The following is a 26,692-nucleotide window of genomic DNA, read 5'->3' as shown; positions in this document are numbered from 1 at the left end:
ATCTGCGACAAGGCGGGCGAGTGCCTGTTGCAGGACTATCACTTCGAACACGGCCAGCCCGAGCGCCGCGCCGACGTTCAACCCTTCACCAGCCGTCGCCGCGAGATGGGTGACACGGTCACGCTGTTCGTCGACCGCTGTGTGATGTGTACGCGCTGTGTCCGCTTTACGCGCGAAATCACCGGCACCAGCGAGCTACTGGTCATCAACCGCGGCAGCCACGAAGAGATCGACGTCTTTCCCGGCTACCCGCTGGCCAACAAGATGTCGGGCAACGTGGTCGATCTGTGCCCGGTTGGCGCGCTGGGGGACAAGGACTTCCTGTATCGGCAGCGCGTCTGGTTCATGCGCAAGCACAACAGCGTTTGCACCGGCTGTGCGACGGGCTGCTCGATCACGATCGAAGAGAATCAAGACACGGTTCACCGTTTGAAGCCGCGCGAGAACCCGCACATCAACCAGTGGTGGATGTGCGACGAAGGGCGTTACGGCTTTCACTACATTCACAGCCCCGAGCGGCTCACGCTCCCCGGTCGTCGCCAGGGCCCTGGCCACGTGAACGTCGAATGGCACGATGTGGCGGTCCAGTTGAAGGCCGCGCTGCAATCGGCCGGCCGGCTGGCTGCGGTCTTGTCGCCGCATTTGACCGTGGAAGAGGCGTACCTGTTGGCCGAGTTGGTCCGTTCGTTCGATCCCCAGGCTTACCTGGCCCTGGGCCCGGTACCGGTGGTCGGCGAAGACGAGAAGTTCAAGAACGGCTTCACGATTCGCGCCGAGAAGTGCCCGAACCGCCGCGGTGTCGAGAAAGTCGTCCAGCACTACATGCACGCGGTGCCGCGCTGGGAAGATGTGCTGGCCAAGGCCGCGCAAGGAGAGTTCGGCGGCTTGTGGATCACGGCCGGTTACCCACACCCGTGGATCAATGACGCCGAGTCGGTGGTCTTTGACAAGGTCGGCGTGGTAGTCGTGCAGGACATGTTCAACTCGCCGCTCTGGGAGCGGGCCGATTGGCGGTTGCCGGCCGGTGCCTTTGCCGAGCGCGATGGCTCGTTCGTCAACGCCAACGATCGGCTGCAATCGGTTCGCTGGGCCATTCGTCCACCGGCCGGCGTGGTGCCCGAGGGGGCGCTCTACTGGCGGCTGTCGGATCGGACTGGGCTGTACAACGCCCGCAAGGTGCTCAGCGAACTGGCCGCCGCGATTCCGTACTTCTCGCTGGCCGGTTCCGAAGTGCCCGAGCAAGGCGTCGACCTAAAATTGAATCAACTGGCTAATGGCGAAGCGGCGGCAACAACTGCGGCCGCCGCGCCGGCCTAAGAGCCCTGGGCGCGCGAAACGTCGCGTGCCGCATATCGAGAACAAGTTCGTATCAACGTCCGCAGGTGAATTGGCGATGGAAACGGTGGTAGTCGCGCTGGTGAAGATTGCCCTGATGATCGGGGGGCTGATGACGGCGGCGGCCTATTTGGTGCTGCTCGAGCGGTGGATCGCCGCTTGGACGCAGGACCGCGTGGGCCCCAACCGCGTCGGCATCCCGCTCACCAAGTTCAAGCTCTTCGGCCTGGGCCAACCGCTGGCCGACGGCCTGAAGTTTATCTTCAAGGAAGAGAACACGCCGGCTCAGGTTGATCGCGGTTTGTTCACCATTGCGCCGATCGTGATCCTGACGGCGGCGCTGGCGATCTTTGCCGCGATTCCGTTTGGCAGCGTGCTGCCGAAGGACTTGGGCATCGAAGGAGTCGAGCAGCCGATTCAGCTTTGCGTGGCGCCAGCTTTCGATGTCGGCATTATCTACGTCTTTGCCTTGTCGAGCATCGCGGTGTACGGCGTGATCCTGGGCGGTTGGGCCAGCAACAGCAAGTACAGCTTCCTGGGCGGCCTGCGCAGCAGTGCCCAGTTGATCGCCTATGAATTGCCCTTGGGGCTGGGGCTGTTGGGCGTGGTGCTGATGAGTGGCTCACTGCGGCTCGAAAACGTCATCGACCAGCAGGCCTCGACAGGCGTTTGGAACATGTTCTTGCAGCCGATCGGTTTCGTCACGTTTGTCGTGGCGGCCTTTGCCGAGGCGGCGCGGTTGCCGTTCGACTTGCCCGAGTGCGAACAGGAGCTCGTTGGCGGTTATCACACCGAGTACGCCGGCATGCGGCTCTTGATGTTCTTGATCGCCGAGTTCTTGCACATGGTGACAGCGGCGTTCCTGATCGTGATTTTGTTCTTCGGCGGCTGGCACTTCTGGGGCCTGACCGGCAGCAGCAAGGATGAAGTCACCTGGTTTGAAGCGATCATGCGGGTCCTGGTGCTGCAAGGGAAGGTGCTGGCGGTGATCGTGTTCTTCATGCTCGCCCGTTGGAGTTGGCCGCGGTTCCGCTTTGACCAACTGATGGACCTGGCCTGGAAGGTGATGCTGCCGCTGGGGCTGGTGAATCTGGCCGCGGTGGCGGTGCTGGTCGAATTCGGCTGGGACAAGGCCGAGAACAAGCTTGGATTTTCGCCGGTGTGGGCCATGGCCGCCATGTGGGGCATCGCCATCGTCGCCTGGACGATCGCGGCAATCTTCACACCGCTGCAAACAGACAACCGCCCGCGCCTGGAAGCGATTAGTGAATGACGAAGCGATTAGCAATTAGCAATTAGACAAGACGACGAACATCTGCCTACTGCATTTAACTCAGAACTAGCAACCAGCAACTAGCAACTTCCTCATACCATGCGTGCCGACGACCCCAACGTGAAATGGATTGAAGAGCCGAAGCTCGGCTTGACCGGCAAGATGTATTTGCCGCTGCTGGTCCAAGGGCTGACGACGACGGCGCGCCACCTGGTGGGGCCGAAGATCACCGTCAGTTTCCCCGAGGTGCGTCACCAGCCCGGCAATCCGCTGATCTACCGGGGCGTCCACCGCTTGAACAAGGACGAGCACGGTCGCGTGAAGTGCGTGGCTTGCTTTCTCTGTGCCACGGCTTGCCCGGCCCACTGCATCGACATCATCGGCGTGGAAAGCCCCTGGCCCGACCGCGAGAAGTATCCCGAGAGCTTCACGATCGACGAGCTGCGGTGCATTTTCTGTGGCATGTGCGAAGAAGCTTGCCCGGTCGACGCGATCGAGCTGACCAGCTTGTACGATCTGACCGGGCGCAGCCGCGAGGAAATGATCTTTGACAAGGAAAAGCTGTTGAGCGTCTTCGACATGACCAAGGATGCCGAGCCGATGAAGTCGATTCAGTACGGAGGCACCCTATGATCGACGGCGGCGCCGGGATGATCGTCGCTCAATGGCCGTTGGCGCTGGCCACCCTGTTATTCGCCGCCGGGCTCTGGCTGTTGCTGCCGCGCGGCGGTCGCAGTGGTCGGCAAGCCGGCACTGGTCTGGTAGCGGCTGGCTTGGCGCTGTTGACGCTGCTGGTCCACTTTGGCCTGACGTTCTATCGCAACGGTCCATCACCGCAATGGAAGTTCGCTGGCCCGTTGTTGGGCTCGTGGGCCGAAGACGTAGTATTTCTGGCGCTGGCGGCTCTGACGGTCGGCTCGGCCGTCTGCACCGTCACGTTCCGCTCGCCGGTTTACTGTGCCATTTGGTTCGCGCTCACCTTGCTCGGCGTGGGGGGCTTGTTCATGTATCAAGGCTCCCAGTTCCTGGGCGTGGCGACGGTGGTCGTCTACGCCGGGGCGATTCTGGTCACGTTCCTGTTCGTGTTGATGCTGGCCCAGCCCGAGGGGCACGCCTTTTACGATCGTGTCAGTTGGGAAGCCGCCCTGTCGGCGTTCGCTGGCGCAGTGATGGTCGGCGTTTTGACCATGGCCCTGAGCCAGGCCATGCAACCGTCGCAAGTGGCCGAGGGTCAGCCGACGCCGCGCTTCTGGCTCGAAACCGACCAGCCGGTCGATCGTGCCGCCGGCGTGCTCAACCCGGAGCATGTTGCTTCCTTGGGTGGGCGACTGTTCAGCACGCACCTGATCGCCATCGAAGTGGCGGGCACGCTGTTGCTGGTGGCCCTGGTCGGGGCGGTGGCCATCGTCAGCTCGACGCGCCGACTCGACCATCCGGCTCGCTCGGTGGGAGGACGCGCTCATGGGTGAAGTCCAACTGCTGCACAATTACCTGGTGGTCGGCGCGCTGTTGTTCGGCATCGGCCTGGTCGGGCTGCTGGCCCGGCGGAACATGATCGTCATGTTTCTGTGCGCCGAAATGATGCTGCAAGGCGTCTCGCTCAGCCTGGTCGCCTGGGGCCGCTACCACAACAACTTCGACGGCCAGGTGCTGGTGATCGTCATTTTGACGGTGGCCGCCTGCGAGGCCGCGACCGCCTTGGCCTTGGTGCTGATGCTGTATCACCACACCGATCGGCTCGACATCGCCGATTGGCAGTCGCTGCGCGAAGCGAATCAACCGGCGTTCATCGACGAAGAGTTGCCGGCCGACATTCACCCCAAGCCCGAGTGGCCCGAACTGACGCCGGCCGGGCGCGAAGCGCCGTTGTCACCCGAGAAGCAAGACGAACTGAGACACCGGCTCCATGTCTGACCAGCAAACGCATCCGATCCGCAAACACGTTTGATCGTAACCTTGTTTGATCGAAAACACGTCTGACGCCAACTATGCCTGATACCGTGAATCTCCGCTCGCTGATGGTGTTGATCCCAGCGCTGCCCCTGGCAGCCGCGCTGCTGATCGGCGCGCTCGGCAAGCGCATGTTCAAAGAGAAGAGCCACGTCCCCTGCGTGGTGGCGATCGGCCTGTCGTTCATCTGCAGCTTGATGTTGCTCTACCAGGTCATGTCGTTCAGCGACGGCGAGGTAGGAGTCGAACACGTTGAGACCTTGTGGACGTGGGCCGACGTCGCCGACGCGTACCATCCCAAGCCAGCCAGTCAGACCGTCGCGCCCAAGGTTGCTGATTTCAACGTCGAGGTCTCGCTGCGGGCCGACCCGCTCACCTCGATCATGCTCTGCATGGTCACGTTCATCGCCACGTTGGTGGCGATTTACGCCAGCGGGTACATGCAGGGTGATCCGGGCTATTGGCGGTTCTTCGCCTATGTGTCGCTGTTCGTGTTTTCGATGACGATGCTTGTTTCGGTCAGCAACTTCGCGCTGTTGTATGTGTTCTGGGAAGCGGTCGGTGTTTGCAGCTATCTGCTGATCGGCTTCTGGTACCAGAAGCCCGAGGCCGCCGCCGCCGGCAAGAAAGCCTTTCTGGTCAATCGAATTGGCGACTTTGCCTTTGCGCTCGGCGTGTTTTTGATTTGGACCACCTACGGCACGCTCAACTTCCACGATACCGAGGTCAACGGCGAAATCGTCCGCGGCGTGCTGGGACAGTCGCGGTTGGCCAACCCGGCGTTGTTCATTGGTGGGGCCACGGCGTTTTGGATCGCCGCGGGTCTGATGACCGGCGCGTTTGGCAAGAGCGCCCAGTTCCCGCTGCACGTCTGGTTGCCCGACGCGATGGAAGGCCCCACTCCGGTCAGCGCGCTGATCCACGCCGCCACGATGGTCACGGCCGGCGTCTACCTGATCGCGCGTTGTTCGCCGCTGTTCCAGTTGGCCCCCGAGGCACAGCTCATCGTCAGTTGCATCGGTGGATTCACCGCCTTGCTGGCCGGCCTGATCGCGCTGACGCAAAACGATCTGAAGCGCGTGATGGCTTACTCGACCGTCAGCCAGTTGGGCTACATGTTCCTGTCGCTCGGCACGGGTAGCCTGGCCGGCATCGTGGCGGGCATGTTCCACCTGTTCACTCACGCCTTCTTCAAGGCGCTGTTGTTCTTGGGCTCGGGCAGCGTGATGCACGCCATGGGACACATCATCGACATGCGCAAGTTCAGTGGCCTGCGCCACATCATGCCCTGGACCTTCCGCACTTTCTGGTTCGGGGCGCTGGCCCTGGCCGGCGTGGTGCCGTTCGCTGGCTTCTGGAGCAAGGATCAAATCCTGGCTGCGGTGCATCATGCGGCTGATCCTCATCATCATGGAGCTTATGCAGCGGTCTACGGTTGGCTCTACTACGGCGCGCTGCTGACCGCGTTCATGACCGCGTTCTACACGTTTCGCGCCTTGTTCATGACCTTCTACGGCCCAGTGAAAGTTCCCCTCGAGGCCGGCAGCCACGCCCACGAATCGCCGCGCTCGATGACGATTCCGTTGATGATTTTGGCGGTCTGCTCGCTGGTGGTTGGCGCGTATTTCGAGTTCACGCATGGCTTTGCCAACTTCCTAGTGCGCACGCCGTCGCTGGCTTACTCGAAGGTTTTTGGCGAAGGCCTGTCCCACGAGTTCCACATGGACGTTGCCGCCATCAGCACGGTGCTGGCCCTGGCCGGCATCGCACTGGCCGCGTATTTGTATTTGGGCGATCGTCGCGAGGTGACTCGGCTGGCCGACTTGCTGCAATCGGCGCGGGGCTTCCGCTTGTACTGGCTGTCATACAACAAGTTTTTCCTTGATCAGATTTACGACGCCTTGGTGGTCTTCCCGCTGCGCGTGTTGGCCTGGATCAGCTACTGGCTCGACCGCTGGGTCATCGACGGCCTGGTGAACCTGGTCGGGCGCATTCCGCCGATCATCGGCGCCGGCCTGCGTACGTTGCAGGGGGGCCTGGCCCAATTTTACGCCCTGGCCATGATGCTGGGCCTGTTGATCCTGATGGGAACGATGTTGCTTTGGCAGCCCTCCGGCGCCGAGCCCGCGCCGGCCAAAACCGGCCGGCACACCCCCGCGCCGACGACGCCCGTCCTGTTGACCGAATTGGAAAGTCGATAGCCGATGAACCTGTTGCTTGTCACGACGTTTTTGCCGCTGCTGGGCGTGCTGGCCATTTGGCTCACGGCCGAAGCCGGCCGCGCCAACGCCCGACGGATCGCGCTGATCACGTCGCTGGTCACGTTGGCTTTTGCCGCGGCCGTGATCTTGCCCGAGGAGCGCCCGTTGATCGACGTGCCCTGGTTCAGCGCTTCCAATATCGTTGACATCCGCTTCGCCCTGGGACTCGACGGGCTTAGCTTGTGGATGTTCGGCTTGTCGGCGCTGTTGAGCGTGACAGCCATCCTGGTCAGTTGGGAAGCCATCGAAGATCGCGCCCCGGCGTTCTACGCCCTGCTGTTGTTGCTCGAGACGGGCATGCTCGGCGTGTTTGCCGCGCGCGACGTGATCTTGTTCTATATCTTCTTCGAGTTCACGCTGATTCCGCTCTTCTTCCTGATCGGGATTTGGGGAAGCGAAGATCGCCGCTACGCCGCGGTGAAGTTTTTTCTGTTCACCCTGGCCGGCAGCTTGCTGACGTTCCTCGGACTGCTGAGCATTGTCCTGTGGGATTACGCGCATAGCGGCTCGGGCGTGATGTCGTTCTATCTACCTGGGCTGACCCAGAACTTGGCCAAGCATCCGATCGACCCGGCGCTGCAATGCTGGATCTTCGGGGCGCTGTTCGCCGGCTTTGCCATCAAGGTGCCATTGTTCCCGCTGCACACCTGGTTGCCCTTGGCCCACGTGCAAGCTCCCACGGCGGGGAGCGTGATTCTGGCCGGCATTTTGCTGAAGATCGGCACCTACGGCTTCCTGCGGTTCAACCTGCCGCTATTGCCCGAGGCAACCGTGGCCTGGATGCCGTGGGTGCTGTGGCTATCGGCGGCTGGCATCATTTATGGCGCGCTCGTCGCGCTGGCCCAGACGGACATCAAACGGCTGATCGCCTATAGCAGCGTCAGCCACCTGGGCTATTGCATGCTGGGCATCTTCGCCCTCAACGCCCTGAGCGTGCAGGGGGGCGTGCTGCAAATGATTAACCACGGCTTGTCAACCGGCGGCTTGTTCGCCGTGGTCGGTATGACCTACGAACGGTATCACACACGGCAAATCGCCGAGCTAAGTGGGTTGGCGCGGCGGACGCCGATTCTGGCTTTCTTCATGTTGCTGTTCACGTTCTCGAGCATCGGTCTGCCGGGCCTGAACGGCTTTGCCGGCGAGTTCCTGATCCTGGCCGGCATGTTCCAGCGCGGCTACGCCGACGCACCGGCCATCTGGCAGTGCCAGTGGACGCTGATCGCCGTGTTGGCGGTGTTTGGCGTGATCCTAGGGGCCTGGTACATGCTCTGGCTGGTGCAACGCGTCTTCTTTGGCCCGCTGAAAGAGCCGGCCCATCATGGCGACGGTCACCACGCGGCCCACGCGCACGAAGCGCATAGCCACGATGATCACGGTCACCATCACGAAGCCCCGCTGCCCCCGGGTCCGCGCGACTTGGGGCTGCGCGAGGTGCTGGCCCTGGCGCCGTTGGTGGCATTGATGTTCTGGATCGGTCTGGCGCCGCAGCACTTCCTGACGCCGATGGCCGCCGACTTGCACAAGACCAGCGCGCCGGCCCAAGCGGCGCTCTTCAAGCAATATGGCCCCAGCGTCGCCGCCGCCGAAGTTCGCCCGGCGCGCGACGTGCCCGCTGCCGGTGCCGCGCGCCTGGCCGCTCAAGCGCCCCGAGGCGAGGAGTAATCGACTGTGACCTTGGAAAGCGTTTGGTATCTCGCCCCGGAAACGATTCTGATCGCCACCGCCACGATCATTTATCTGGTCGGTGCGTTCCGCGGGGACACGAACCCTGGACTCGAACAACGCCTCAGCCGCTCGCTGGGCGTGGTTGGTTTCCTCGCCGCGGCGTTCGCGCTGTTGGCCCCCCACGGCGAGACCAGCACGCTGGCCGGCCCGGGCAACTCGCTGTCGGCCGACCTGTTCAGCAGCTACATCCGCTGGCTGACGCTGGGCGTCGGGTTCGTGCTGTTGTGCATGAGCTATCGGCCGACGCCTCGCTCGCACGAGTCGGAACAGATCGGCACGTTGCTGATGGCCGTGGCCGGCACCATGCTCGTAGCCTCGGCCCGGGATTTGGTGCTACTGTTCCTGGGGCTGGAACTGGTTTCGATTCCGACCTACGTATTGTTGTACGTCGCTCGGCGAGGCAGCGAGTCGCAAGAAGCCACGATCAAATACTTCTTCCTCAGCATCGTCTCGTCGGCCGTGCTGTTGTACGGCTTCAGCTTTCTGTACGGTGCGACTGGCTCGACGAACCTGGCGGCCATTCATGACACGCTGGCCAAACAGTCGACCGATCCTTACGGCGCTGGTTTGATCGGCTTGATCGCGCTGATTCTGCTGTTCGCGAGCTTCGGCTTCCGAATTACCGCGGTGCCGTTCCACTTCTACGCCCCCGACGTGTACCAGGGGACCACGCACGTCAACGCGGCCCTGTTGTCGGTCCTTCCCAAGATCGTCGGCTTCGTCGCGATTATGCGCGTGATGCTGGTGGCCATGCCGGGGCTCGAAACCTTCGGCTGGCGCGTGACGCTGATTCTGGCCATCGTCACCATGACGGTGGGGAACGTGATGGCCTTGTGGCAGGACAACCTCCGCCGCCTGCTGGCCTATTCATCGATCGCCCACGCGGGCTACATGTTAATTGGCGTGGCGGTTTACTTTGCGGTGATCGGCCATCGTGAGCAGCCGGCCGTGTTCAACGGCGCGGCCGGCGTGTTCTTCTACCTGGCGGTGTACGCCTTGGCGACGCTCGGCACATTCGCCGCGCTGGCCTGGTTGGGCTCGCAACACGCGCAAGTCGAAACGGTCGACGATCTGGCCGGCGCGGGGCGCACCCAGCCCATGGCGGCCATCGCGATTGCCGTCTTCATGTTCAGCCTGGCGGGCATTCCACCGCTGGCGGGTTTCTGGGGGAAGCTGGCCTTGTTCACCGGCGCGGTCGAGACGGCGCTCGATCTGCAATTGCCGCAAACGATCATCACCGGCCCCGACGCCGCCTCGCTCAGTCGCTGGCTGATGGCCCTGGCCATCGTCGGTGTGTTGAATGCCGCCATTGCGGCCGCCTATTACCTGCGGATCGTCGCGGCCCTCTTTTTCCGCCCCGCCACGGGCGAGTTGCGGGCTCAAGGGGGCGTCGGGGCGATGCTGGGCATGCTCGCCTGCCTGGTCGGCGTGGTGCTCGTCGGCATTCACCCGTCGGGGCTCGACCAGCAATCGCGCTCGGCCGTCGCCGCTACTCGGCCGGCTAAAAACACCGCCACCAGCCAGGTGATGGAGACTCGCCCGAAGTCCGAAGTGGCAGCGGCACGCTAGACTCCGCGGGGGGGCTTTCTCGGGCTCTTTTCTGCTTGGTGACCGGCAAGCCTCGGCTTAGACTGGATAGCTGAGCCGCCCCGCGCCTTAACCTCGGCCGTTCGGTCGCGCGCCGGCTATTCTTTGCACTTGGCGTTGTGCCATGCCCCGTCGTCGTCAAATCGCCGGAATCGTGCAGCTTTTCGACGCTGTAACACAGCCGGTCTATGCGCTCGATAGCGATCACAAGATCGTCTACGTGAACCCGGCCGCCCAGGCTTGGCTCGGCGGCGAGGCCGCGACGCTCGTCGGTCAGGAATGCCGGTTCCACAGCGAACCGGCGGCCGACGCCGTTGCGCCGCTGGCCGCGCAACTTTGCCCGCCCCCTGAAGCGTTCCACGGCCAATCGGCCTGGCAGGTGATCGACTTGAACGTCGGGATAAGTCACGCGGGCGAATCGCGTGCGCGCCGTTTCGACTTCCTGCCGTTGGCAAGCGCCGATTCCGGCGCGTTCGGCGTCCTGGCCATCGCCCATGACGAAACGCCGACGGCCCAGGCGCCAACACCGACCACCTTCGCCGCGCCGGCCGGCGCGCTGCATGCCGCGCTCGAACAATTCCGTCGCGAGCAACGCGCCGCGCACCGCGTCGACCAGTTGATCGGTGTCAGCCCCGCCGCGCGGCAACTTCGCGCCCGCGTCGCGGCGGCCCAAAGCGCCACGGCCAACGTGCTGGTCCTTGGCCGCGCCGGCAGCCGGGCCGAGGCGCTGGCCCGCACGATTCATTTCGCCGCGGGCCGCGCGTCGGCGCCGCTGGTGCCGCTAAGCTGCCCGCTGTTGGGGCCTGAGTTGGTGCAAGCGACCGTTCGCGGGTTGAGTGCTCCGCGGGCCGGCGCCGAGCGCGCGACGTTGCTGCTGCTCGACGTTGACGAGCTGCCGGCCGAAGCGCAGGCCAGCCTGGTCGAGCAGTTCGGCCAGCGCGATTTGCCGTTCCGTATCATCGCCACAGCGTCAGCGCCCCTGTTCGACGAGCTTAATGAGCCGCGATTGTTGGCTGACCTAGCGTGGCGGGTGAGCGAGCTGGTAATTGCGACGGTCCCGCTGGCCGAGCGGCCGGCCGACGTGCCGCTGGTGGCTCAAGCTCTGCTCGAACAAGTGAACGCCTCGATCAACAAGCAATTGGCCGGTTTCACCGACGAGGCGCTCGATCAGCTTTGCGCCTATCACTGGCCGGACGATCTCGACGAATTGGCCGATGTGGTTGGGCAAGCCCACGCCGCGGCTGAAGGTCCGCGCGTCAGTGCGGCCGATCTGCCGCGCCGGCTTTATTTGGCGGCCGACGCGCAGCGCCGCGCCCGCAAACCCGAGGAAACCATCGTGCTGGAGGATTTTCTCGGCGAGATTGAGCGCGAGCTGCTAGTCCGCGCGTTGCGCCGCGCCAAAGGGAACAAGACCCGGGCGGCCAAGCTGCTGGGCATGACGCGACCGCGATTGTATCGCCGGCTGGTGCAACTGGGACTCGAGCCGGGGGATCGCCCGCCGCCGGGGTGGCCGACATGAGCAACCTTGCCATCGTCGTGGGAGAATCGACCGGGCGGTGGGCGCTCGCCTGCCACCGCGCGCTGGCCACCGTGCCGCGCGCGGCCTGGCCCGACGAAGCGCCGCCGCGGGTACACGAAGCCCGGCATGCCGACGACTTTTTTGCCCAACTCACGCCATTGGACGCGGCGATCGGCGTCTGGGAGTTTCACGAGCGGAACTTCGACGTGCTTGGCCGCTGGCGCCGCGAAGCGCGCCCCGGGCGGACGTTTCGCGCGCTGGTGGCCGTCGGACCAGCGTGGCTCGTGTCGCACCAGGCTGAGCTTTGCGAGCTAGGCGTCACCGCGGTTGTCGTCCATGAGCGCGAGTTGCTGACGCTCGCCGACTGGGTCGCGCGCGCGGCCCAGCGGGTATCTCATCTGCCCCAGGCGAAACTTTCGCTGCGCGATCACGTTTGGCGGCGTTTACCCTGGGGCGAGGCCGTTTAGGGCCCCTTGCCCAGACGCACCTGCTGCGCTAGAACAACGAGTGGCGCGACGCGAGCGCTTTGTAATGCCGCATCGTATTGCCTCGGTTCCAAGCCGGTGGCTCTGCCACCGAGTTCGGCGGCAAAGCCGCCGGCTTGGTGTGTCAGTCAATACGTAGCATGAGGGCATCGCGGCGAGTTTCTCTGTTCTGATTCCGAACCGTTTGGGTGTGACGATGGCAACTGGTCCAAGTTCCGAGCAGGTGTTGGCGGCGTTGAACGATTTTCTCGACCCCGAGACCGGCCGCGGCGTGAACGCCGAGCAGCAGGCGCGCGATATCCGCGTCGGCAACGGCCGGCTGGAATTGACGCTAGCCCTTTCGACTCACTCAGCGCCCTTGCGTCAGAAAACCGTGGCCGCCTGTGCCGAGCATTTGAAAGCTCGTTTGCCGGGCGTGACCGAGGTGAAGGTCAACCTGGTGGTGCATCCGCGCCCGGCCGAGGCGGCGGGGCAGGTTGGGCTGAAGGCCAAGAGCGTGATCGCGGTTGGCTCGGGCAAGGGGGGCGTCGGCAAGAGCACGCTGGCCGCGTCACTGGCCTGGGCGTTGAAGCGCGCCGGCTGCCGCGTGGGTTTGATGGACGCCGACATCTACGGGCCGAGCATTCCTCACCTGCTAGGCCTCGAACACCAGCCGCAACTGGACGACAACCGCAAGATTCGTCCGGCCGACGTCGAGGGGATGAAGGTGATGTCGATCGGCTTCATGGTGCCGGCCGGCAAGGCAGTGGCCTTGCGCGGGCCGATGTTGCACGGGATCATCACCCAGTTCCTCCGCGACACCGATTGGGGGGAACTCGACTACCTGATCATCGACATGCCCCCCGGGACCGGCGACATCGCGATCACGCTGTCGCAATTGTTGCCCCTGACCGGCGCGGTGGTGGTCTGCACGCCGCAGGACGTCGCGTTGATCGACGCGGTGCGGGCGATCTCGATGTTCCGAACCGTGAACATTCCGGTCCTGGGCATGATCGAGAACATGAGCTACTTCCTCTGTCCCGACAACGGCAAGCGGTACGACATCTTCGGCCACGGCGGCGCGATGAAGCAGGCCACCGAACTCGACGTGCCGTTCCTGGGCGAGTTGCCGATCAATATCCAGGTTCGCATCAACGGCGATGAAGGGCGGCTGGCCGCGAACTTCAGCAACGCCGACGTGGCGCCGCTATTGGAGTCGATCTGCACGAATCTGGCCGAGCAGGTGGCCGCCAATCGACGGCAGCAGGGGACACCACTGCCGACGTTGTCCGTCGTCTAACGGCATTGATCGAGCGTCGCTTAATACAGCGACAAGCGGCTGCCGTTGGGCATGATCAAGCAGGGCTGCGCTCGTTGGCGCGGGTGGCCAAACAGCCCGCTTTGCTGGGGCAGGGCGAATGTCGTTCTGAGCCACATCAGTGGCGACCAGGGCGTGTGACCGTTGTGTCCCGCGGCGCCATTCACGTGCGCGTCGACCGTCGCCGGACGCAGCGGTGACAGGATCGTTCGCCAGGCCGCCGGCCAGGTCGCCATGCGGATGTGAATCGGGTCGATGCCGAACCAGTCGGCTTGCTGCGCGATCCAGGCCAAGCCGCGCTCCTGAGCGAGCGTACGCAGTCGCTCGTCGAGCTGATTGGCGCGGCCGATCACATCGGCCAGCGTCAATTGGCAGCCCGGCACGAACAGCGATCGGAAGAACTTGAACCGCGGCTGCGATAGCGAGTTGAGGTTGCACACCGGCAACCCAGTCAGGGCCAGTCGCGTCGTACCTGCGGCCAGACGGTCGCAGCAGCGCTCGACCCACTCGACGATCTTCTCGACCGGGGCTTCGTACAACAGATCGTTCCCCACATCGGTGATCAGGGCCGTCGTCGGCCGCGGCTCGATCCGCGACAGTTCGTCCCACAGCCCGCAGTGCAGAATCCCCGGCAGCGAGCGACCCAGGAAGTTGGACTTCATGCCGTACGAGCGCCCGCGCCCGGCGGCGGCCAGCACTTCAATCGGGCCGTCGAGCAATTGGTGCAGCGTGCGCAGCACCACCGGCAAGCCGCGCGTCAGGTTGCTGGCCCCCAACAGGACCACCCGTTGTTTCAGTTCAGCGCCGGCGGCTACCACGGTCGGTCACCTCGATTGCTGATCGACTGCAACAGTTGATAGTTGTTGAAGCCCAAAAAGCCGAAGAACATCGGCAAGAAGAAATCTCGGGTGATGAAATACGCATAGCCCCCCACGATGGCGGCCGTGGCGATCGAGACCTGCAAGGCGCGAATTACTCCCTCGCGTGACCGCCACTCGGTGAACAGGGCCAGCGACACATTGCCGCCGTCCAAAGGCAGGATCGGCAGCAAGTTCAAAACGCCCCAATAGATGTTCACTTCCAACAGCAGCACAACGAGCGCGTTGAGACCGGCCGGCGCGACGGGCTCGAACGAGACGTCAATTCCTTGGGTGGGCGAAAACGCCCAACTCGGTTGGCGTCCAGCCGCGAACAGGACGCCATAGATCGCCAGCGCGAACAAAAAACCAGCGAATGGCCCGGCTAGTGAAACGACCACTTGGGGCAACGTCGGACGCTGCACGCGCGCCCGCGAGACAGCCAGCCCGCCAAAGGCGTGCAGGATGATGTAGCCGCGCTCGTCGAAATAGCGCATGGCCGCGATGTGGCCGAACTCGTGAGCCAGCAAGGCCAGCAGGCACGCAACCACCCAAATGAACACCAGCCCCGGATCCCGCAGGTTCAGCCCCATCAGCACCGAAAAAAGCCAGAACAGCGGGTGGATGCGGATCGGCACGCCGAACAGCGAGAACCGCACGTCGTACGGGGTGGCGGATGGTTCGGCAGATAAAAACAAAATGGCTGCTCCAGTACAATGCGCGGAAGCCATCCAGTATAGCCGAGAAGCTCACGAAAAAATAACTTGCGAGATCATTGCCGAGTGATCGGCGGCTAGGCCGCTCGGTCGGCCAGGGCGCTGCTAGCCACACGCATACCGCGGCGGAAATGAGGTCGCGGGACACCCGTCCGGCGCGCGGCCAGAACGCCAAGCAGGTATTCGGCGGCGCGTCGCGAAGCCCCGCCGTGAGCGACTTGCTGACGCAATTCGGTCAGTTGTGCCACGCTTTGCTGGTGCTTCGCCTCGTCGGTCAGCCAGCCAACCAGTCGTCGGGCGATGTCGGCCGAGCGATCCTGCCAGGTGAGATACTCGGGAAAGGGCACCTGCTCGGCCCCCGGCGCGTCGGGGTCATAGGCTTCGAGCCGGCCGGGGAACAACTCGCGGGCGGTCAACAAGTTGACGAGCGTAATGTAGCGAACCTTGCGGAACCAGGACTGGACCCTGTAAGCCCAGCGCGGCACCCAGTACAGAATGACCGTCGGCCGCCGATGGTAGAGCAACTCGAGCGAGACGCTTCCCGAGACGGCCAGACAGCAATGCGCAGCCGCGATCAGTTCGGGCGTGCGGCGCACGTAGACTTCGATCGGCAAGCCGGCCGCCGTGATCAGCCGGGTGGCGAACTGGGCCTGGCTGGCCTTGAAGGCGGCGACCGCGAAGCGTGCGTTGGGCACTTGTTCAAGCACGGTACTGGCGGCTTTCAGAAACCAGCGCAGGTTCTGTTCGACCTCTTGCGTGCGCGAGCCGGGCAGCAGCGTGACCAGCGGGCGCGGATCTAGCCGCAGTTGGCTGATAAAGCCGGCGTCGAGCGCGTGGCCGCGGACCTCGTCGAAGTAAGGGTGTCCGACAAATGTGGCATTGCAACCGCGTTGCTTGAACCAGGCTTCCTCGAACGGCAAGCTGCACAGGACGTGATCGACGTAGCGGCGCATTTTTTTTACGCGCCAACTGGCCCAGGCCCAGATTTGCGGCGGGGCGTAATAGAACACCGGAATACCCAGCAGTTTTGCCCGCCAGGCAATCCACCAGTTAAAGCCCGGGTAGTCGATCAACACCACCGCGTCGGGACGATGATGGCGGAAGTAATGATCGGCCCGCGCACAGAGGTGCAAAAAGCGATGCAGATTGACCAGCACGCGCAAAACCCACATCACGGCCAGCGAGGTGAGTTCAAAGTGCAGTTCGCAACCGGCGGCGGCCATTCGCGGCCCGCCAAAGCCGACGAATCGCGCGGTGGGGCACTGGGCGCGAATCGCGTGAATCAGGTTGGCGCCGTGCAGGTCGCCGCTCGGCTCGCCCACGGAGAAGAAGATCGTCATGCCGCCACGCGCCTGGCCGGGGGCCGCTGGGGCAGGTGCTCCTGACAATTGATCGTGACACTGGCATCCAGCGGGCACGTCCGCCAGGCGCGCTCGTCGACCGGTGCGACGTCGGCCGCGCAGTCGACGTGAATCTGGCCCAGCCGGAAGCCGTGTCGGGCTATCTGCCGGGCCAAGTCGCCAATCCCGCGAGTGACGAAGCTGACGTGGTTCAACGCTTCGCGTCGCGCGGCCCAGGTCCAGCCGATCGACCGATCGAGGTCACAACCGTGGCGTAAGGCGTTCCAGCGCCGTTCGATGCTCCGCCGCCAGCGGCGTGCGCCGCGACAGCGGGGCAGGGCAAAGACCGTGTCGGCCCGAACCAGACGCGACAACAGGCGGGGCAGCTCGGCGATAGGCAAGTGCCCCGAGCCGTCGAGACAGACGAGCGTGTCGTGCGACGCGCGGGCCAAGGCCGCGCCGACTGCGGCCGACACACCCAGCGGCGGGTCGATCGACAGCAAACGCACCTCTGGAAACTGGTCGTGCAGCCGGCGGATGGCCGACGGGGGGCTGGGATGCCCCGCGTTTTCCAGGCAAAACAGCTCGGCCGGCCGATTGAGCTGGGCTAGCTGCTCGCGCAGCGCAGGCAGAAAGCGGTCGACCGTTTCGGTCAGCGCGCGTGGGACGACAATGATCGAGAGCGCATCCATGCAGCTTCTCAAAAACGATGGACAATGGGCCAGCGAAGTATGGCAAACGCGCGGCTCACGGCCTAGGTCAGTTGCCGCTACTTCGGCTGTGCGTCGATCGCTAGAAAGCAGCCGTGCTAGCTGGGTGCGCAGCAGTACCAGCGTTAGAAGCTAGCAGGTGACGAAGATTGCGACCTTGACCCTAGTTACCTGCACGGCCAGACTACGCGGCCATGCGCACGATCACCCGCTATGCCCTGTTTGAAGTTCTGAAGATCTTCCTGGTCTCGCTGTTCCTGCTGACGACGTTGTTCATCATTTACGTCGTCTTCCGCGAAGCGAAGGACCGGGGGCTCGATCCGCGCCAGGTCGTGCGCATTCTCCCCTATGCCTTGCCCGAGGCCTTGCGGTTCACCGTGCCGGCCACGATTTTGTTCGCTGTCAGTAGCGTCTATGGGCGGATGTCCGGCTCGAACGAAGTGGTAGCTCTCAAGTCGTTGGGCATCAGTCCGATGGTAGTACTGTGGCCGGTCTTCTGGCTGGCTGCGGCGCTGAGCTTGAGCACCGTGTTGCTGAACGACGTGGCGGTGTCGTGGGGCAAGGACAATATTCGCCGCGTGGTCGTGGAAAGCATCGAGGAAATCGCCTACAGCATGCTGCGGGCGAATCATTCGTTTAACACGCCGCTGTTTTCGATCATCGTCAAGCGCGTTGACGGTCGCCGGCTGATCGAGCCGACGATCACCGTCCAATCGCGCGGCCAGGGAGGACCGACGATCACGCTGACGGCGGCCGAGGCCGAGCTGCGCGCGAACACCAAGGACAACCTGCTGTCGATCATTTGCCGGCGCGGAACGCTGCACGTCGAAGGTCAGACGCGGTACTGGTTTGACGACTCGTTCGAGCATTCGGTGCCGTTGGACGCCGCCGGACCCGACGGCGACATGGAGATCCCGCCGTCGCAGTTGCCCATGTCGCTGCTGCCGCAAAGGACACGCGAACGCGAGCAGTTGATCGCGCATTCACAGCAAACCCGCGCCGCGCGCGAAGCGTTTTCCTTGATGACCGGGGACTTCGCGGCGCTTTCCGACGGCGACGCGCAATATGCCGCGCATGAACTGTTCTTGAACCGGTGCAAGTTGTATCGGCTGTACACCGAGCCACACCGTCGCTGGTCGAACGGGTTTAGTTGCCTGTGCTTTGTGCTGATCGGCGCGCCACTGGCCATTTACTGGCGCAATGCCGACGTGATGACCAGCTTCTTCGCCTGCTTCTTTCCGGTGATCGTCATCTATTACCCGTTGTTGGCGCTGGGGGTCGAGCAGTCGAAGAACGGAACCTTGCCGCCGATTTCGGTTTGGCTAGGGAACGTGGTGCTGGGCTTGATGGGGCTGTTCATCCTGCGGCGCGTGATTCGGTACTAAAGTGTCGCTGCTGGCGCAAGAGCATCGTTCGACGATCACGACACGCACCGGCACATTGCGCCGCGACGTGCCGGTGAATGCCGTTCAGGCGACCGAGACAAAGCCGGCCTCTTCGACCGAACGATTTGCCGTATGGGCGACGTGGGCGCTGTTGGCCCTGGGCGTGGTCGTCCGATTGGTGCGGTATCTGCTTCGCTTTCCCTTGTGGGGCGATGAATACCTGCTGGCCGAGAACTTTCTGACGCGCGACGCGGCCGACTTCTTGCGACCGTTGGACAATGGCCAGATGGCGCCACTGGGCTACCTGTGGCTGACGTGGGGCTCGACCTGGCTGTTCGGTGTGAATGAATGGGCGCTGCGGTTGCCGGCGCTGGTGGCCGGAGTGGCCAGCTTGTTCACCATGCGCCAATTCGCGGTGCGCGTGTTGCCGCCTCTGGCGGCGGCATTTGCCGTTGGGCTACTGGCAGTGGCGTACTATCCGATTCGCCATGCGGTCGAGATGAAGCCCTATGCGCTCGACCTGTGCTGGTCGGCGGTGTTGCTGTGGCTGGCCGTCGCGTGGTGGCAGCGGCCGACCGAGCGCCGCTGGCTGTGGGCCTTGGCCCTGGTTGCGCCAGTGGCGATTGCGACTTCGTTCCCAGCAGTGTTTGTTTGCGGCGCGGTCAGCCTGCTTCTGTTGGCCGGTCTGGTGCAACGTCGCCAGTGGCGCGACGTGTTGCCGATGGCGGCTTATGCCGTGGCGATGCTTGGCACGTTTAGTGTGATTTACAAGTTGTCGACCGCGGCACAGAACGACCGTGTGGGAGACGCCATGCGGGTGATGTGGGGCTACAGCTTTCCGCCACCGCTCAGCGAACCACTGAACTGGCTCGAATGGATGCTCAGCACGCACACGGGCAAGATGTTTGCCTATCCGTTTGGCGATCACAACTTCGGCAGCTCGCTGACGACGCTGTTGGCCATTGCTGGTGTGGTGACTAGTTGGCGGGACAGGCAGCGTTGGCTCGTGGGGTTTTGTCTGGCGACGTTCGGCCTGGGCTATGTGGCCGCGGCGCTGCATAAGTACCCGTACGGCAACAACGAGCGGATCGTGCAATATCTGGGGCCATGGATTTGCCTGTTGGCCGGCACGGGGCTGGCGGCGCTGGTCGAGCGATTGCCGACGCTCGCGTCGAGCAGGGCGCGCTGGATCGCGGCGGGCGTCCTAGCGGTGTGTGGCACGGGGATCATCGTGCGCGACGTGTCACGCCCGTACAGCGATTGGCGCGACTGGCAACATCGGGGCTTTGCCCGCTGGTTTTGGAATCAGCCGGCCGGCGCGGGGCCGCTGGTCTGTGCCTCGACCGACCTGGGCTACGAGCTGTTTCCCGGCGTTGGTCACCCGATCTACAAGGTCAGCCAGCGGATTCATTCGCCGGCGCATCGCACGCCAACTACGGGGCAGGGAATTAAGCGATTGCCAGTGGGCGGGCCGGTGCGTGTGGTCGTCTATCGCCAGTCGCACGACGCGCTGCGGCTGGATCGTTGGTTCGCCTGGATGACGGCCATGAGCGCCCACTGGCAACTGTCAGGTTACGAAGAACACCGCGGGGCGCTGTTGGAGTACGAAACGCCCAGCAACTTGTACGGCATCTACGGCATTTACCACTTCACGCCTCGGCCGGCGACCGCCGCAAAGACGAGCGACGTCCGTTGAGGAATTTGGGATTTAGCGACGCATCGAGTTGAAACTCGCACAGGACCGGTTTTATGCCAAGCTTTCAAACACCGGATCGTTCGCCGGGTAGCGCGCCATTGGCCAATCGCCGCCGCCAGCGCGACGACGCGCCGACCGACGCGGCCGAAAAGAAGAAGGCTCATGCGGCTGAGCTGCACCGCTGGGTAGCGCGGGCCACGTGGTGTGTGCTGGCCGTGGGCGTGGCCGCGCGGCTGGTCAGGTTTCTGCTGCGGTTTCCTTTGTGGGGCGATGAATTGATGTTGGCCGAGAATCTGGTCACGCGCGACGTGGCCGGGTTGATCGCGCCGCTGGATCATGGTCAGGTCGCGCCGTTGGGCTATTTGTGGGCCGAGTGGGGGCTGACGCGACTGCTGGGATTTAATGAATGGACGCTGCGGGCCGTGGCCCTGGTGGCGAGCGTGGCCGGCTTGTTCGTCGTGCGGCGACTGGCAGTGCGCTGGTTGTCTTCGTGGGGAGCGTTGGTCGCGGTCGGGTGTTTGGCGATCGGCTACTTTCCGATCCGGCACGCCGCAGAAGTGAAACCTTACTCGCTCGATTTGCTCTGCACCGCAGTGACGCTGGCGCTGGCGACCCGCTGGTTCATCGACCGGGACCGGAACGTGTGGCTGTGGGCGTTGGCGGCCTGGACCCCCTTGGCGGTCCTCTGTTCGTTCCCGACGGTGTTTGTTACCGCCGCGGCGGGGGTGGCGGCGCTCGGCGTGGCGCTGGTGCAAAAGCGCTGGAAGGCGGTCGCGGCGATTGCCGTTTGGGGCCTGATCGCGATCGCCTCGTTTGGCGCGGTCTATTATGTTTCGACCTCGGCGCAAAGTGCGACCTACCTGGAACAGATGCGCGGTCACTGGCGCGACAGCTTCCCGCCATCGCCGCTCAGCCACCCGTGGCTCTGGTGTCAGTGGATGCTCAACGCCGTGAGCGGCGAAGTCTTTGCTTATCCGTTCGGTTCGGACCATGGCGGCAGCACGCTGACCGTGGTGCTAATGGCCCTGGGCGTCTGGGCCGTGTGGCGCAAGGGGGAGCGTTGGTTCCTCGGAATGACCGTGAGCGTGTTCGGGCTGGCTTACACGGCGGCCTGGCTACAGCGTTACCCGCTGGCTGGCACGGAACGGATGACACAATACCTGGGGCCGATCATTTGTCTGTTGGCTGGCGCGGGGGGCGGCTGGCTGCTCGAGCGCTTCAAGCCGAGGCTGCGGAAGCGCGCGGGCTTGGTGCTGACCGGAGTGCTGGTGACGGCGGGCTGTGGGTTGATGGTTCGCGACATCGTACACCCGTACAAGTTCCCGCGCGACTGGGACCATCAGGGGTTTGCCCGTTGGTTCTGGACGCAAGACACGGCTGAAGGCGAGTTGTATTGCGCCGATCGCGACCTGGGCTTCAACTTCTACCCCACGGCGGATCGTTCGGAGTACTTCTGCAACCAGCAGATTTACTCGCGCCGGCACGCGGCCGGTCAAAAGCCGGCGGGCGTCGACGCATTGCCGGGGGACAAGCCGATTCGGGTCGTCGTCTACAGCCATCATGTCGACCAGCCGGACAAGCAACATTGGCAGCAATGGCTAGCCGCGATGAACAAGAAGTACAAGCTGGCCCGGCGGGACGAGCACCGCGTGCTGGCCGAAGTCTATGGCGGCACGCCGTTATATGGATTGTACGGCGTGTATCAGTTCGTCCCGAAGCCGGCAGCTAATGTCAGCAGCCGGCCCGCCGCCCCGCGACGCTAGTGAGCGCCTGATGAGTCCAGTCGACGTGCAACCTCGACCTGTGAAGCGCGAGCGATCGCGCGACGTGCGCCGGCAACGCGCACCGTCGCCAACCGTACCCGCCGCCAGCGTTGAGTCGGCTGTCGACCTGGCGCGATTTGCCTCGCGCGCGACCTGGCTGCTAATCGCGCTGGGAGTCACGGTGCGACTGGCGCGGCTGTTGCTTCGCTTTCCGTTGTGGCTCGATGAATGGTTGCTGGCCGAGAACTTTGTCACACGAGACTTTCTTGGGCTGCTCGAACCATTGGATCATCAGCAAGTCGCGCCGATTGGCTATCTGTGGACTGAGTGGGGGCTGACGCGGTTATTGGGCTTCAATGAGTGGTCGCTGCGCATCACGTCGTTCGTGGCCAGCGTGGCTGGCTTGTTCGCCATGCGTGCGTTGGCCGTGCGTTGGCTACAACCTGTGGGGGCCATGATCGCCGTGGGTTTTGTGGCGAGCGGCTACTTTCCGATTCGCCACGCGGTGGAGGTGAAACCTTACGCGGGCGATCTGGCCTGTGCGGCGGTGTTGTTGTGGCTGGTTTCGCGCTGGCTGGCCGAACCCGCGCGGACGCGGCGCTTGTGGCCGCTGGTCGTTGTAGCGCCGGTGACGCTGTTCATGTCGCTGCCAGCGGTGTTTGTGGTCGCTGCGGTGTGGGGTGTGGTGGGGTTGCGAGCGCTGGCCGAGCGCCGATTTCAGGCGCTGTTTCCCTTGGGCATGGCAGCCGTCACTTCCGGAGCTGCATTCGCGACGATCTATCGGATTTCGACCGCAGTGCAAAGCGATCAGCATCTGGCTCCGATGCGCGATTATTGGCAAGCGGCGTTTCCGCCGGCGCTGGGGGGCGATCCGATTGGCTGGTGCCAATGGTTCGTCATGGCGCACACTGGCGAGATGTTCGCTTATCCGATTGGCGACGACAACTTTGGCAGCGTGCTGAGCGTGGCGCTGGTGATCGTGGGCGTAGTCGCACTGTGGCGCGGCGGTGGGCGGTGGTTGCTGGCCGTGGCCGGGTTGCTGTTCGGCCTGGCCTATGTGGCGGCGTGGCTCGAGCGCTATCCCTATGCCGGTACCGAGCGGATGACACAATACTTGGGGCCGATCATTTGTGTGCTGGCCGGAGCAGGGGGGGCGGCGCTCCTGGAACGGTTTAAGCCGGCGCCCCGATACCGTGTGGCACTGGTGACGACGTGCCTGTTGGCCGCGGCAGGAACGGGGTTGTTGGCGCGCGATCTGGCGCGGCCTTACAAGTGCAACTACGATTGGCGGCACCAGGGGTTTGCCCGCTGGTTCTGGAACCAGGACACGGCGGCCGGCACGTTGTACTGTGTGGAGCGAGACCTGGGGCTACAGCTTTACCCTGGCGCGGATCATTCCGAGTATCACAGCAATCAGCAGATTTATTCGCCACGTCGACGCGAGCTGGGTGAAGGCACGACCATCGACAAGTTGCCAGGCGATCAACCAGTGCGCGTGGTTGTCTACAACCACGAGAAAGACGCATTAGACCCGGCGCGGTGGCAAGCCTGGATGGGCGCGATGTCCGAGCGGTTCGATCTGGCCGGCCGCGACGAGCACCGAATTCTCATCGAACAATACTCCGATGGGCCGTTCATCGGCGTCTATACTGTCTATCGGTTCACGCCGAAGGGAACCGGCGGGCAAGAATGACCAATGACCAAGTGCCAATGACCAATGGTCCCTGGCACGCCCAGTCAATTGGTCATTGGTACTTGGTCATTGCGGCTTAAGCGCGAAGCGTCTATTCCGCTCCGCGTTTCTTTGCGGCCGGCTTGGTGGTCTTGGCCGAGCTGGTCAGCTTCCAAGCCGTGATCCACTCGGTTCCTTGCCGCTTCAGGCCGAAGTCCTTGACCAGGTGCTTGTCCAGATCAGCCAGGTGGCCCGCGCCGTAGAAGATGCCCAGGTTCCGCTGGCCGGCGTCGATCTGCTCGCCGAGCACCTTGAGCGCCTTTTGATTCCGATCGGTGATGATGGCCGAGCCGTTGGGGCCTTCCAGGGCGTCGAGATGCCCTTCGAGCATCTCAAACTGCTCGGCCATGGCGCGCTTGAGGGCCAGCGATCGATTGCTGTCAAAGAAGGCCATCAGGAGCTTCATTTCGCTGCCATTGTTGGCCTGGGTGCCTTGCATGGCGATCCCTTGACCCATCATCCGGAACATCATCGTCCAGATCGACTCGTTCCGGTCGGCCATTGCCTTGTCGAACTCGGCCGGCGACATGTCGGCATGGACGAAGTTCGGCCGCTTGTAATCGATCAGGTCGAGCTGATGTTCCAGTTCAAGCACGTCTTTCATGCCGTGCTGCATCATGCCGATCGGATGGTTGCTCTTCTTGCCAGTCTGGGGAACCTTCTTCTCGGGCGAAGCGACCAACTCGTACAGCAGCGCGCCGTACTTGGTGAAACGCTTGTTCAGCTCGTCGTAATACGAATGATCGCCGACGTGAACCGCGCCGATCAGATCGACCGTCAACTTGGGATCCTTCTCGCTGGTGTAGTGGACCACCGAGGTCTGTAGGGCGATCGGCCGCTTCTTGTCATCGCGGAGCACACGAATGTACGGGTCCGACTTGCTGGCAGCCTCGGCCTTGTCGGCGGCGGCCTTCGCGGGGGGCGCTTTAACCTGGGCCCAGGCCGTCGACGCCAGACTGAGCATGGCGACGAACATCGCGACCAGGCAAAGTAAGACGCTTTGCAACCAGCGCACGGTGGGACGGGCAACAGACATGGTCGACCTCATCAACTGGAAAGGGCAGGTCGCGCGGTGGCGGACGTCTGCTTTACCAACGCACTAGAGCAATTCTCGGAAGCATGTACCGTCTGCTCGCCCAAGCCGGCGGCTCTGCCGCCGATCGCGGTGGCAAAGCCACCGGCTTGGTAGACTCGCACGCTACCATGAATCGAGAATCGCTCTCAGTACGTGCAAGTATACGCCGCGACGGCGGATGAACCTACTGGGCCATGGCACGGCCGCGCCGAACTAGGCGTTTTCACGGGGATTGTCATGTCCCGGGTTCGCGGTTACCAGCCCGGTCTGGACCGCCAGCCAGAACAACCCGCCAACGACCAACACGGTGAGCAGCCCCGATATGCCGACCAGGTTGGGATGTAAGGGGCAGTTCTTCCACGACCATTCCGTGCTCGGGGGGCTCGAACGCGCCATGATCCCCCACAGCAGAACTGGCAAGCTGGACACGATCGCGATCAACGCCCCCCAACTGGGAATGGCCGGCATCAGCCATGCCAGCAAGAACAGACCGAACAAGCCCGCTCCGGCCACGCCAGCATATTGCCACCAGATGTCCAGCAACGTGCGCGAGCCATCGCTGCCATGCGAGCCGTAAATGGTCGCCGCCAAGAGTGTGGCCGCGCCACCGAGCCCGGCCGTGAACAAGCGGAGGGTGATGATTTCGGGGATCACCGGCCCACGGCGACGAAACCGGCGGACCAGATCGACCAGCACGATCATCGACATCGAGTTCAAGCAAGAATCGACCGTGCTCATGGCCGCGGCCAGGATGCCGGCAATCACCAAGCCGCGCGCCAACGGTGGCAGTTCGTGCTTGATGAAATAGGGAAACACCTGGTCGGCCGCGGTGTCGAGTGGCAGTTGCTGGGGCGTCACGATTAGCGCCAGGCCCGACGGTTCGACGTCGGCGGCCAACAGCGCGTGCGGAGCCGGCGCGTGATAATAGACGTGCAGACCCGTGCCGATCAGGCAAAAGATCGCCGAGATGGGGAGATAGCTGAGGGCGCCAATCCAGATGCTCTTGCGCGCTTCGTGCGCGTCGGCGGCGCAGAGCATGCGCTGCACGTAGTTCTGATCGGTCCCGTAATTCCGCATGTTTTCCGAGATGCCATACAGGAAAACAATCCAGAACGTCGAGTGGGCCAGATCGGTCGGGTCGTACGAACCCAGCGAGAAACTACCGGCGGGGATGCGCTGCCAGAATTGTTCGACACCGCCGGGGTGCGCCGACACCATCGCCCAAAGACACCAGGCGGCGCCAATCGTCAGAACGAACACCTGGGCCACATCGGTCCAGATGACCGCTTTGATGCCACCCATCACGTCATAAACAATGACGACCAGGCTGATGGCCACCAGCGTGTTGACCACGCCCCAGCCCAGCAACGGCTCTACGGCTAGCGCCACCAGTAATAGCACCATCGCCACGCGCAGCAGTTGCAATGCCAGAAAGGAAAAAGCCGCGTAGCCGCGCGCCCAATAGCCGAACCGCTGCTCGAGCAGCTCGTACGCGGACAGATGGACCTTGCCGCGGTAGAGCGGGATAAAGCAGAAGACGGCCACGACGGCCGCCACCGGCAAGGCCATGCCAAAGACATAGGCGTTCCAATTGCCGTCCTTATATACCCGGGCCGGCACGGCCAGGAACGTGATGCTGCTGAGAAAGGTACCCAGCACGGACATGCCGATCACCCAGCCGCGCATCTGCCGATTGCCGACCGTGTAGCCCTCGACGTCCCGGCTGCCGTCGGTGACGCACCAGCCAATGATGAGCATGGCCGCCAAATAGATGATGACGATCCAGACGTCGAGTTGGCTGAGGAAGTCAGGCATTGGCTAATCGTAAGAGGTCTGGCTTGGTGAAAACGGCGAGCGGCTAGTATTCCCATGTTTAGTGGCCCGGGCAATAACTAGTGGGAACCATCGCTGCTAGCAGTTAATACTCGGTATCGCGGAATTCTCGGCGATTAGGTGGATTGGGAAGAATCGGATTTGGCAGAAGAT

The 26,692-nt window shown here is 63.5% G+C and carries 21 protein-coding genes; 15 read left to right on the top strand and 6 right to left on the bottom strand.

The features are described 5' to 3' along the window. The 11 genes from JSS27_19245 to JSS27_19195 form a co-directional block, all read left to right on the top strand. Positions 1-1,317: molybdopterin-dependent oxidoreductase (locus JSS27_19245; GenBank protein ID MBS0211086.1), on the top strand; the 1,317-nt coding region annotated here is incomplete at its 5' end. 76 nt (positions 1,318-1,393) lie between these two features. Further along, positions 1,394-2,608 (top strand): NADH-quinone oxidoreductase subunit H, encoded by a 1,215-nt coding sequence (locus tag JSS27_19240; protein ID MBS0211085.1) that lies wholly within the window; start codon positions 1,394-1,396, stop codon positions 2,606-2,608. Between the two features lie 99 nt (positions 2,609-2,707). Further along, entirely contained in the window at positions 2,708-3,241 is a 534-nt protein-coding gene (locus JSS27_19235; GenBank protein MBS0211084.1) for an NADH-quinone oxidoreductase subunit I, read from the top strand. Next, positions 3,238-4,077 carry an NADH-quinone oxidoreductase subunit J gene (locus JSS27_19230; GenBank protein ID MBS0211083.1) on the top strand — a complete coding sequence of 280 codons (840 nt, stop codon included), beginning with the start codon at positions 3,238-3,240 and terminating at the stop codon, positions 4,075-4,077. The genes JSS27_19235 and JSS27_19230 overlap by 4 nt, the downstream gene beginning before the upstream one ends. Beyond that, positions 4,070-4,522 (top strand): NADH-quinone oxidoreductase subunit NuoK, encoded by a 453-nt coding sequence (gene nuoK / locus JSS27_19225; GenBank protein MBS0211082.1) that lies wholly within the window; start codon positions 4,070-4,072, stop codon positions 4,520-4,522. Before JSS27_19230 ends, nuoK begins: the two co-directional genes overlap by 8 nt. 74 nt (positions 4,523-4,596) lie before the next feature. Then, positions 4,597-6,759, top strand: coding sequence for an NADH-quinone oxidoreductase subunit L (nuoL, locus tag JSS27_19220; GenBank protein ID MBS0211081.1), 2,163 nt, complete (start codon positions 4,597-4,599; stop codon positions 6,757-6,759). Positions 6,760-6,762: 3 nt separating this feature from the next. Further along, positions 6,763-8,481, top strand: coding sequence for an NADH-quinone oxidoreductase subunit M (locus JSS27_19215; protein ID MBS0211080.1), 1,719 nt, complete (start codon positions 6,763-6,765; stop codon positions 8,479-8,481). A 6-nt stretch (positions 8,482-8,487) separates the two neighbouring features. Next, positions 8,488-10,113, top strand: coding sequence for an NADH-quinone oxidoreductase subunit N (locus tag JSS27_19210; protein ID MBS0211079.1), 1,626 nt, complete (start codon positions 8,488-8,490; stop codon positions 10,111-10,113). A 142-nt stretch (positions 10,114-10,255) separates the two neighbouring features. Continuing rightward, complete coding sequence (locus JSS27_19205) at positions 10,256-11,650, top strand: sigma 54-interacting transcriptional regulator (GenBank protein MBS0211078.1); 1,395 nt, start codon at positions 10,256-10,258, stop codon at positions 11,648-11,650. Further along, on the top strand, positions 11,647-12,117 hold the full coding sequence (locus JSS27_19200) for a hypothetical protein (protein ID MBS0211077.1): 471 nt from the start codon (positions 11,647-11,649) through the stop codon (positions 12,115-12,117). Before JSS27_19205 ends, JSS27_19200 begins: the two co-directional genes overlap by 4 nt. 214 nt (positions 12,118-12,331) lie before the next feature. Then, complete coding sequence (locus tag JSS27_19195; GenBank protein ID MBS0211076.1) at positions 12,332-13,414, top strand: Mrp/NBP35 family ATP-binding protein; 1,083 nt, start codon at positions 12,332-12,334, stop codon at positions 13,412-13,414. A gap of 20 nt (positions 13,415-13,434) precedes the next feature. Here JSS27_19195 and JSS27_19190 read toward each other — a convergent pair whose 3' ends face one another. The 4 genes from JSS27_19190 to JSS27_19175 form a co-directional block, all read right to left on the bottom strand. Continuing rightward, positions 13,435-14,250 (bottom strand): hypothetical protein, encoded by an 816-nt coding sequence (locus JSS27_19190; GenBank protein MBS0211075.1) that lies wholly within the window; start codon positions 14,248-14,250, stop codon positions 13,435-13,437. Beyond that, positions 14,244-14,987, bottom strand: coding sequence for a site-2 protease family protein (locus JSS27_19185; protein MBS0211074.1), 744 nt, complete (start codon positions 14,985-14,987; stop codon positions 14,244-14,246). Before JSS27_19185 ends, JSS27_19190 begins: the two co-directional genes overlap by 7 nt. Before the next feature lie 95 nt (positions 14,988-15,082). Beyond that, complete coding sequence (gene lpxB / locus JSS27_19180; protein ID MBS0211073.1) at positions 15,083-16,345, bottom strand: lipid-A-disaccharide synthase; 1,263 nt, start codon at positions 16,343-16,345, stop codon at positions 15,083-15,085. Continuing rightward, the gene (locus JSS27_19175) at positions 16,342-17,037 is read right to left on the bottom strand and encodes a glycosyltransferase (GenBank protein ID MBS0211072.1); all 696 of its coding nucleotides are present in this window, start codon (positions 17,035-17,037) and stop codon (positions 16,342-16,344) included. Before JSS27_19175 ends, lpxB begins: the two co-directional genes overlap by 4 nt. A 212-nt stretch (positions 17,038-17,249) precedes the next feature. On the opposite strand from JSS27_19175, the gene JSS27_19170 reads away from it, so the two are divergent. Genes JSS27_19170 through JSS27_19155 form a run of 4 tightly spaced genes read left to right on the top strand, consistent with a single transcriptional unit; the run spans position 17,250 to position 23,592 of the window. Next, on the top strand, positions 17,250-18,440 hold the full coding sequence (locus JSS27_19170) for an LptF/LptG family permease (GenBank protein MBS0211071.1): 1,191 nt from the start codon (positions 17,250-17,252) through the stop codon (positions 18,438-18,440). A gap of 1 nt (position 18,441) precedes the next feature. Further along, entirely contained in the window at positions 18,442-20,136 is a 1,695-nt protein-coding gene (locus tag JSS27_19165) for a glycosyltransferase family 39 protein (protein ID MBS0211070.1), read from the top strand. Positions 20,137-20,189: 53 nt separating this feature from the next. Next, positions 20,190-21,899, top strand: a complete 1,710-nt coding sequence (locus JSS27_19160) for a glycosyltransferase family 39 protein (GenBank protein ID MBS0211069.1) — start codon at positions 20,190-20,192, stop codon at positions 21,897-21,899. A 10-nt stretch (positions 21,900-21,909) separates the two neighbouring features. Then, a complete protein-coding gene (locus tag JSS27_19155) occupies positions 21,910-23,592 on the top strand; it encodes a glycosyltransferase family 39 protein (GenBank protein MBS0211068.1) in 1,683 nt (560 codons plus the stop codon). 91 nt (positions 23,593-23,683) lie between these two features. Here the strand turns inward: JSS27_19155 and JSS27_19150 are convergent, their stop codons facing one another. Together JSS27_19150 and JSS27_19145 are read right to left on the bottom strand one after the other, a co-directional pair. Further along, positions 23,684-24,667, bottom strand: coding sequence for a hypothetical protein (locus JSS27_19150; protein MBS0211067.1), 984 nt, complete (start codon positions 24,665-24,667; stop codon positions 23,684-23,686). Positions 24,668-24,919: 252 nt separating this feature from the next. Then, positions 24,920-26,521 carry a sodium/solute symporter gene (locus JSS27_19145; GenBank protein MBS0211066.1) on the bottom strand — a complete coding sequence of 534 codons (1,602 nt, stop codon included), beginning with the start codon at positions 26,519-26,521 and terminating at the stop codon, positions 24,920-24,922. Between the last annotated feature and the right edge of the window lie 171 nt (positions 26,522-26,692).

The sequence above is a fragment of the Planctomycetota bacterium genome, from assembly GCA_018242585.1.
Classification (GTDB): Bacteria; Planctomycetota; Planctomycetia; order Pirellulales; family PNKZ01; genus JAFEBQ01.
The sequence above is the reverse complement of the archived record's forward strand: the minus strand, read 5'-3'. Positions and strand labels throughout refer to the sequence as shown.

Coding starts and splice junctions, on each gene's coding strand:
- JSS27_19215 (MBS0211080.1), top strand. CDS start 6,763: ATGAACCTGTTGCTTGTCACGACGTTTTTGCCGCTGCTGGGCGTGCTG.
- JSS27_19150 (MBS0211067.1), bottom strand. CDS start 24,667: ATGTCTGTTGCCCGTCCCACCGTGCGCTGGTTGCAAAGCGTCTTACTT.
- nuoK (MBS0211082.1), top strand. CDS start 4,070: ATGGGTGAAGTCCAACTGCTGCACAATTACCTGGTGGTCGGCGCGCTG.
- JSS27_19240 (MBS0211085.1), top strand. CDS start 1,394: ATGGAAACGGTGGTAGTCGCGCTGGTGAAGATTGCCCTGATGATCGGG.
- JSS27_19160 (MBS0211069.1), top strand. CDS start 20,190: ATGCCAAGCTTTCAAACACCGGATCGTTCGCCGGGTAGCGCGCCATTG.
- lpxB (MBS0211073.1), bottom strand. CDS start 16,345: ATGACGATCTTCTTCTCCGTGGGCGAGCCGAGCGGCGACCTGCACGGC.
- JSS27_19230 (MBS0211083.1), top strand. CDS start 3,238: ATGATCGACGGCGGCGCCGGGATGATCGTCGCTCAATGGCCGTTGGCG.
- JSS27_19175 (MBS0211072.1), bottom strand. CDS start 17,037: ATGGATGCGCTCTCGATCATTGTCGTCCCACGCGCGCTGACCGAAACG.
- JSS27_19200 (MBS0211077.1), top strand. CDS start 11,647: ATGAGCAACCTTGCCATCGTCGTGGGAGAATCGACCGGGCGGTGGGCG.
- JSS27_19195 (MBS0211076.1), top strand. CDS start 12,332: ATGGCAACTGGTCCAAGTTCCGAGCAGGTGTTGGCGGCGTTGAACGAT.
- JSS27_19170 (MBS0211071.1), top strand. CDS start 17,250: ATGCGCACGATCACCCGCTATGCCCTGTTTGAAGTTCTGAAGATCTTC.
- JSS27_19155 (MBS0211068.1), top strand. CDS start 21,910: ATGAGTCCAGTCGACGTGCAACCTCGACCTGTGAAGCGCGAGCGATCG.
- JSS27_19205 (MBS0211078.1), top strand. CDS start 10,256: ATGCCCCGTCGTCGTCAAATCGCCGGAATCGTGCAGCTTTTCGACGCT.
- JSS27_19145 (MBS0211066.1), bottom strand. CDS start 26,521: ATGCCTGACTTCCTCAGCCAACTCGACGTCTGGATCGTCATCATCTAT.
- nuoL (MBS0211081.1), top strand. CDS start 4,597: ATGCCTGATACCGTGAATCTCCGCTCGCTGATGGTGTTGATCCCAGCG.
- JSS27_19235 (MBS0211084.1), top strand. CDS start 2,708: ATGCGTGCCGACGACCCCAACGTGAAATGGATTGAAGAGCCGAAGCTC.